The following is a 7,747-nucleotide window of genomic DNA, read 5'->3' on the forward strand; positions in this document are numbered from 1 at the left end:
CGGTGACGACCGGCTGGGCCGGTGTGGCCTCCCGGTCGCCCGCCGGCGGGGCCGCGAGCGACCCCACCGGCAGGTTGTCGACGTGCATGATCCGCTCCTTTGGGATGTCCCGGTCAGCCGGCGGCCGTCGGGATCGGCGGCTGGACCGGCGCGCCACCGGTCTTCACGGCCTCGACCTGCTTGCGGAAGAGGTCCTGGGTCCACGGCCAGGCGGCGTACTCGTCGGGCTTGAGCGCGCCGGCCCAGGCGGCCACGTCCTTCTGCTCCACCAGCACGATCGGGAAGGTCAGTTCCTTCGGGATGTCCTTGCCGTCGAGCAGGTCGATCGCCTCCCAGAGGGCGGCCACCGACTGGCCCGGGTCGGACATGACCGCGACCGAGCCGTTGTCGAGCTTGCTGTCCTGCCAGTACTTCAGCGCGCGGCCGTTGGTCTCGAAGGTGAGCGCCGGGATCGGCTTGCCGGCCGTGGTGAAGGCCTGGGCGACGCCGTAGCCGTCGCCGCAGCCGATGACGCCGTCCACCTTCGGCACGCTGGACAGCACGCCGAGCACGGCCTTCTGCGCCTTGGCGCCGTCGCACATCCCGTTGACGGTCGCGGCGACCTTGACATCCGGGTTGGCGGCCAGGATCTCCTGCGTGGTCTTGTACATCTCCTCCTCGGGCTGGGAGCCGACCACGCCGCGGCTGACGATGACCGTTCCCTTGCCGCCGATGCCCTTGACCAGCGGCTCGGCTGCGGCCGTCGCCCAGTCCTTGAAGCTGTTGAGCAGCACGTGGGCGCAGGGGGCGTCGATCGCTGAGTCGAAGACCACGACCTTGATGCCGGCGTCGCAGGCCTGCTGGATGACCGGTTTGAGCGCGGTCGGCGAGGCCGGGTCGATGAGCAGGGCGTCCGGCTTCTGCAGCAGCAGGCTCTTGATCTGGGCGACCTGCTCGGTGGCCGAGTTCTCGCCGGGGGCGTTGACGACCTTGAACTTGCCGATCAGCCCGTCGCTCTGCGCCTTGGCGGCGGAGGCCTCGAACTTGGCGATCATCGTCTGCCGCCAGCCGTTGCCGATGAAGCCGTTGCTGAGCGCGATGAACGGCTTGTCGCCGCCTGCGCTCCCTCCGCCGTCGTTCGAGCCGGAGCCGCAACCGGACGCCGTTAGCGCGATTGCGGCCGCGAGCGAGGCTGACGCTGCGGCGCGCCAGCGCCGGGATGTGTGGTGGACGCGCATGGTGGGGGCCTCCAGGAAGAGCGGCCCCGCCGGAGCGGGACACGGTGTGCGCAGGTTGCCTGGCCACCACGGGGGTGGGGCGAGGTCCAGTTATTACAGACCTGTAGTGACAGGTGCGCTAGATCTGCGTTAAGAACGTGTTGCACGTCACAGTGTTTCTGGTAACAGGGGCGTAACGACCAGGGGATTCCCTGACGGTGGGTACCGCCATCCGCGATCCCGCCTCAGAAATCCGTGCAACCTGTAACGACAGCATTAGCGGCATGGCATGCTGTACGCGATCGATGAGAAGGGGATCCATGACGATGACCTACCGGCGGTTGACCCGTGACGGGGTCGAACCGCTGTGGATGCAGCTGATGCGAGCGCTGCGCAGTCAGATCGAGTCGGGTGAGGTCGGCCCGGACCAGCCGCTGCCCTCCGAGGCGGAGTTGAGCGACATCTTCGGCGTCTCTCGGACCGTGGTGCGGGAAGCGCTGCGTGAGCTCGTCCAGCAGCGGATGATCTACAAGGTCAAAGGGCGGGGCGCCTTCGTCGCTCCACGTAAGACGGAGCTGCACTTCGTCGGCTCGGTGTCCGGATCCGCGCACGATCTGCGGGAGGCCGGCCGCAGGGTGGCCACCCACACGATCAGCCAGAGCCTCGGCGAGGCGGACCAGCGCGAAGCCGAGCTGCTGCAGATCCCGCACGGCGAGCAGGTCGTACGGATGCGCAGACTCCGACGGGTCGATGGACAGCCGTGGCTGCTCGTCGATACCGCTCTGCCGGCCCGCCTGGTGCCCGGCCTGGAGCGCGCCGTGCTCGAGAACCAGTCGCTGTACGACGTGCTGCGACGCCGCTACGGGCTGGAGGCCGCCGCAGCCGACCGTTGGATCGAAGCGGTCTTCCCGGAGCCCGACGACGCCGCGCTGCTCGAGGTGGCGACCTCAACGCCTCTGCTCGGCATCGAATCCGTGGCCTGGTTGCCCGACGGCACCCGTTTCGAGGCCTACTACGCGTTGCACCGCAGTGACCAGACCCGGTTCTTCGTGGGCATCCGCTGAACCCTGGGGTTCAACCCAGAGTGCCTGACCGCCGAGCCGGCCCGGGGCGCCGACACCGAGAGGGTGGGCCGTCCACGATGCCCGCCCGTTGACGCTGCCTCATGGTGCTCCCGGGTTATCTGGGACCTGATGACCTCCGAATCACAGGCAACAAAGTTAACGATTGCTGTTGACTTTGCCATCGATGATTATCAGGCTGTGAGAGCGCTCTCTCGGACTCGTCCTGGCCGTCAGGACGGGCCAGGCCGATGTCAGGAGGTTCCGGTTGAACAAGAGCTTGTCGATGCTAGGCCGCCTCAGGGTGGCTCTCGGCGCCGCTGCGGCGGTCCTTGTCACCGCTGTTCCGATGGTCACCGTCATGCCGCAGCCGGCCGACGCGGTGGGGCCTGATGTCCTACCCGTCACCGTCACGAACAACTCCGGCCGCGGCGAGGCCGTGTTCCTCTACATCCTGGGGCAGGATATCCGCCCCGGCGGCCGGCTCGGCTACGTCAATGCCGCCGGACAGTTCTCGGCCTGGCCCGCTGGTGGCCTGCCACCGACCCCCGCGCCGGACGTCGCGATCTCGGGCCCAGGCAATGGAGGCAGCGTCACCGTACGCGTCCCGCGGTTCATCTCGGGCCGGATCTATTTCTCCTTCGGCCGGAAGTTGGACCTCCGTCTCAGCCCCGACGGGCTTGTCCAACCCGCTCCGTGGGCCGGCGGTGACCCGAACCGGGACATCCTGTTCGACTGGTCCGAGTTCACCTACAACGACTCGGGTCTGTGGCTGAACAGTTCCCAGGTGGACATGTTCGCCGTCCCGCACGGCGTGAGCGTCACCGGTGCCGACGGACAGACGATCCGCACCGGCGACCCGGTCGCCAACGGCCGGGAGAACGTGATCAACCAGATCCGGGCCAACGGCGACTTCGCCCGTTCCGTGTACACCCGCTCCGACGGCACCGTCCTGCGGGTCCTCGCGCCCGGCAAGGCGATGGACGCCGGCCTGATGAGCCCGAACTACCTGGACGGATACATCACCTCGGCGTGGAACGCGTACACGGGCCGAACCCTCACCGTCGTGCCCCGGGTCAACGAGCCGAACCGGCGGTTCTTCGGCCGGACCAACGGCAACACCATGGTCTTCACCGACTCTGCCGGCGCTCAGGTCGCCACGGTGGCCAAGCCCAGCACGGCCAACGTCTGGGGCTGCGACGGGGTGTTCAACGCCCCGAACACGCCACCGTTCATCGAGCCGGAGATAAAGCGGACGCTGTGCACGGCGCTGAACCGAGGCACCCTGGGCACCTCGTCGCAGGAGCCGGTGCTGGATGCGAACCAGTTCTACCGCAACAGTTCGCCCAACCACTACTCGCGGATCGTCCACGCCAACATGGCCGACGGCAAGGCGTACGGCTTCGCCTACGACGACGTCGGTGGCTTCGAGTCGCTGGTGCACCACGGTGACCCCCGCTCGGCGGCGATCATTCTCTCGCCGTTCACCGGCGGCAACCCGCCGCCCACCACGCCGCCCCCGGCCACCGACTCCAGCCGGATCGTCAGCAACTGGCACAACAAGTGCATCGACGTACCGAACTGGAACTTCAACGATGGTCAACGCCTGATTGTCTGGAACTGCACCGACGGCACGAACCAGCGCTGGGAGTTTGTCGGCGGCACGTTGCGTACCCAGAACAACAAGTGCATGGACGTGGCCTGGGGTTCCACTGCCGACGGCGCTGCCATCCAGATCGCCACCTGTTCGGGCAATCCCGCGCAGCAGTTCGTGCTCAGCGGCGCCGGTGACCTGGTCAATCCGCAGGCCAACAAGTGCGTCGACATCAAGGACTGGGACCCGAACAACGACGCGGTCCTGCAGTTGTGGACCTGCAACGGCGGCGCCAACCAGAAGTGGCGACGCGGCTGACCAACCCCCGAACCACGTCCCACCCGCCGCTGCCGGCATCCGTCCCCCCGAACGGATGCCCGGACGGCTCGAGCACCCACGCTGAACCCCACCATGCAATAGAGGACACCCCCGTGAAACAGACCACATGGCGCTCCGCCGCCGTCGCCGTCATCGCCGGCGCGACACTCGCCGTACCGTCCCAGGGCGCCGCCGCCGCGCCGCCGTCCGACCCGATCTCCCCGCCGCACGACTCCGCGGTGTCCATGACCGAGGCGATGCGCCGAGACCTCCATCTGTCCGACGCTCAGGTCCAGGTCCGGCTCCGGATGGAGGCCGCCGCGACACCGATCGCCGAACGTCTCCGTAGCGCGCTGGGCCAGCGGTATGCCGGCGCCTGGGTCGACGGCACCGAACTGCTCGTGGGCGTCACCCGGGCCGCGGATGCCGCCGCGGTACGGGCCGCCGGCGCGACACCGAGGGTCGTGACCCGCTCCGAGCGACAGCTGAATGCCACCAAGTCGGCGTTGGACTCGGTGGCGGCCGACGCCGCGGACGCGGTGCGCACCTGGTACGTCGACCCGGTCACCAACACGGTTGTCGTCGCAGCCACGTCCCGATCCGCCGGTCTCGCGTTCGTCCGGGGCAGTACTGCCGACCCGGACGAGGTGACCGTCCGGGTCACCACCGAAACCCCACGGCCGGTCTTCGACATCCGGGGCGGCGACCAGTACGCCATCGGTGCCGGAACGCTGTGCTCGGTCGGCTTTGCGGTCGCCGGCGGCTTCGTCACCGCCGGTCACTGCGGTGGGGCGGGAGCGCCCACCCGCGGCTTCAACAACGTCGATCAGGGCACCGTCGCCGAGTCGGTGTTCCCCGGCAACGACTACGGCTGGGTTCGTACCAACGGCTCCTGGGCCTCCCAGCCGTGGGTGAACAACTACGCCGGCGGCAACGTGTTGGTCGCCGGCTCTGGTGAGGCCGTCCAAGGCAGCTCGGTCTGCCGCTCGGGACGCACCACCGGCTGGCGGTGCGGCACCATCACCGCCAAGAACGTCACCGTCAACTACGCCCAGGGTGCGGTCGTGGGCCTGGTGCGCAGCAGCGCCTGCGCGCAGCCCGGCGACTCCGGAGGCGCGGTCATCTCAGGCAACCAGGCGCAAGGCGTCACCTCCGGGACCACCGGCAACTGCGACGCCGGAGGCAACTTCTTCTACCAGCCAATCACACCGATCCTTCAGCGCTACGGGCTGTCTCTGACCACCACCGCTGGCGACTCCAGCCGGATCGTCAGCAACTGGCACAACAAGTGCATCGACGTACCGAACTGGAACTTCAGCGATGGTCAACGCCTGATTGTCTGGAACTGCACCGACGGCACGAACCAGCGCTGGGAGTTTGTCGGCGGCACGTTGCGTACCCAGAACAACAAGTGCATGGACGTGGCCTGGGGTTCCACTGCCGACGGCGCTGCCATCCAGATCGCCACCTGTTCGGGCAATCCCGCGCAGCAGTTCGTGCTCAGCGGCGCCGGTGACCTGGTCAATCCGCAGGCCAACAAGTGCGTCGACATCAAGGACTGGGACCCGAACAACGACGCGGTCCTGCAGTTGTGGACCTGCAACGGCGGCGCCAACCAGAAGTGGCGACGCGGCTGACCAACCCCCGCCGGGGGCGGGTGCCCGGAGGAGCACGTACCCGGGCGCCCGTCTCCAGCGTCCTACGCTCGGCGAATATCGACAGCGCGGCATGTCGGCCGCGACCGCGAGGGCCGGGCGTGGCGGGAGACTGTCGGCATGTCCTCGACCATGCTCGTGGTTGGCCCGAAGCTCGGTGTCGCGCTGGTTGTCCTGACCCTTGTAGCGGCGGTCGTCGTGACCTTCGGAAAGCTGGGTCACGGTCGGCAGGTGATGGTCGCCGCCGTCCGTGCCGCGATCCAACTGGGTGCCGTGTCGCTGCTGATCGTGGGCATCGCGGTGTCGCTGTGGGCCACAGCTGCGTTTGTTGTCCTGATGTGCGCGGTGGCGGCGGGCACGTCCGGTCGGCGTGTCACGGGCGGCGGTCGGGGGTGGTGGGCCGGCGCGCCGATCGTGGTGGGAAGCATGGCTGTGGTGGCGGGGCTGCTGTTGGCGGGCCTGGTGCCGATGCGCGGCATCGCGATCATCCCGGTCGCGGGGATCCTGATCGGCGGGGCGATGACCGCGACGTCGCTGGCCGGGCGGCGCGCGCTCGACGAGCTGACCAGCAGGCGCGGTGAGGTGGAGGCCGGCCTGGCCCTGGGCTTGCTGCCCCGCGACGCGGTGCTGCTGGTGTGCCGTCCGGCGGCGGGACAGGCGTTGGTCCCGGCGCTTGACCAGACCCGGACGGTTGGCCTGGTGACCCTGCCCGGCGCCTTCGTCGGTGTGCTGCTCGGCGGAGCGAGCCCGCTCGCCGCCGGAGTGACGCAGTTGGTCGTCCTCGTCGGGCTCCTCGCCGTAGAGGCCGTCGCCGTCGTCCTCACCGTCGAACTGGTGGCCCGCAGCCGTCTCCAACCCGCCACGCCGAAACCCCGGCCGAGCCGTCGCTGACGTGTGGGCATATGTGCCGTGGGTGTACTGGGCCCGTGGCCGCGGCGGCGTCCCCACGGTCCTGGTTGAGCCCGATCTTGGCCTTTTGGGTCGCCTATATCCTGACTCGGCCGCCTCCGCCCCTTCGCGCGCGATGATCGGAGGTGACGCGGACCCGGCCGGGTCCGCCGGGTCTACGGGCGGGAAGGAACGAGCGGCGTGCGCGTGCTGGTCGTCGAGGACGAGACCGCCCTGGCGGAGGTGATCCGCGCCGGCCTGACCGACGAGGGATTCACCGTCGATGTGCAGCACAACGGGATTGACGGGCTGTGGGCAGCCACCGAGAACCCGTACGACGCGGTGGTGCTCGACATCATGCTGCCCGGCCTCAACGGCTACGAGGTGTGCCGCCAGTTGCGCTCGCGGGACGTGTGGACGCCGGTGCTGATGTTGACCGCCAAGGACGGCGAGTACGACCAGGCCGACGCGTTCGACCTCGGCGCCGACGACTATTTGATCAAGCCGTTCTCGTTCGTGGTGCTGGTGGCCCGCCTGCGGGCACTGATCCGCCGGGGCGCCCCGGCCCGACCGGTGATCCTGACCGCCGGTGACCTGGCAGTGGACCCGGCCCGGCGGCAGGTCACCCGCGCTGGGCAACCGATCCGGGTGACCGCCCGGGAGTTCGCGCTGCTGGAGTTCCTCATGCGTCATCGTGGCGACGTGGTGTCCAAGCGGCAGATCATCGACAACGTCTGGGACGCCCACTTCGACGGCGACCCCAACATCGTCGAGGTGTATGTCGGCTACCTGCGCCGCAAGATCGACCATCCGTTTGGCAGGCGGGCCATCCAGACGGAACGGGGCATGGGCTACCGGCTGGCCGCCGACGGCGGATGACAGTGCCCCACGTGGCGCAGTCGCACCACCCTGGCGGTCTCTCAGCGCCTTCTCAGCCCCGAGGACCCTAGGCTGCGGATATGGCCACGATGCTCACCTCGTTGCGGGCCTCGGCCCGGTGGGCACGCCGCCGCCTGGGCGTGCGGCTGAGTTCGG

Annotated in this window: 6 protein-coding genes; 5 read left to right on the top strand and 1 reads right to left on the bottom strand. The window is 68.9% G+C overall.

Annotated elements, in window-relative coordinates:
- Nucleotides 1-113: 113 nt before the first annotated feature.
- The gene (locus AB0J68_RS22125; protein WP_363940315.1) at nucleotides 114-1,217 is read right to left on the bottom strand and encodes an ABC transporter substrate-binding protein; all 1,104 of its coding nucleotides are present in this window, start codon (nucleotides 1,215-1,217) and stop codon (nucleotides 114-116) included.
- A 299-nt stretch (nucleotides 1,218-1,516) separates the two neighbouring features.
- Here AB0J68_RS22125 and AB0J68_RS22130 point away from each other — a divergent pair, with 299 nt between their 5' ends.
- From AB0J68_RS22130 to AB0J68_RS22150, 5 genes are all read left to right on the top strand, one after another.
- A complete protein-coding gene (locus AB0J68_RS22130) occupies nucleotides 1,517-2,260 on the top strand; it encodes a GntR family transcriptional regulator (RefSeq protein WP_355067968.1) in 744 nt (247 codons plus the stop codon).
- Between the two features lie 358 nt (nucleotides 2,261-2,618).
- Nucleotides 2,619-4,169, top strand: a complete 1,551-nt coding sequence (locus AB0J68_RS22135; protein ID WP_355138340.1) for a beta-1,3-glucanase family protein — start codon at nucleotides 2,619-2,621, stop codon at nucleotides 4,167-4,169.
- Nucleotides 4,170-4,282: 113 nt separating this feature from the next.
- Complete coding sequence (locus tag AB0J68_RS22140) at nucleotides 4,283-5,806, top strand: ricin-type beta-trefoil lectin domain protein (protein ID WP_363940317.1); 1,524 nt, start codon at nucleotides 4,283-4,285, stop codon at nucleotides 5,804-5,806.
- A 138-nt stretch (nucleotides 5,807-5,944) separates the two neighbouring features.
- Complete coding sequence (locus tag AB0J68_RS22145; RefSeq protein ID WP_354857780.1) at nucleotides 5,945-6,715, top strand: ABC transporter permease; 771 nt, start codon at nucleotides 5,945-5,947, stop codon at nucleotides 6,713-6,715.
- A 198-nt stretch (nucleotides 6,716-6,913) separates the two neighbouring features.
- Complete coding sequence (locus tag AB0J68_RS22150; RefSeq protein ID WP_354857778.1) at nucleotides 6,914-7,591, top strand: response regulator transcription factor; 678 nt, start codon at nucleotides 6,914-6,916, stop codon at nucleotides 7,589-7,591.
- Nucleotides 7,592-7,747 lie beyond the last annotated feature (156 nt).

Origin of the sequence: Micromonospora sp. NPDC049580 (assembly GCF_040675595.1) — a bacterium.
In the GTDB taxonomy this organism is placed as follows: domain Bacteria; phylum Actinomycetota; class Actinomycetes; order Mycobacteriales; family Micromonosporaceae; genus Micromonospora.

What these genes read in the sequence shown, in the direction of transcription:
- AB0J68_RS22125 (WP_363940315.1), bottom strand. Translation starts at nt 1,217, where the DNA reads ATGCGCGTCCACCACACATCCCGGCGCTGGCGCGCCGCAGCGTCAGCC.
- AB0J68_RS22130 (WP_355067968.1), top strand. Translation starts at nt 1,517, where the DNA reads ATGACGATGACCTACCGGCGGTTGACCCGTGACGGGGTCGAACCGCTG.
- AB0J68_RS22135 (WP_355138340.1), top strand. Translation starts at nt 2,619, where the DNA reads ATGCCGCAGCCGGCCGACGCGGTGGGGCCTGATGTCCTACCCGTCACC.
- AB0J68_RS22145 (WP_354857780.1), top strand. Translation starts at nt 5,945, where the DNA reads ATGTCCTCGACCATGCTCGTGGTTGGCCCGAAGCTCGGTGTCGCGCTG.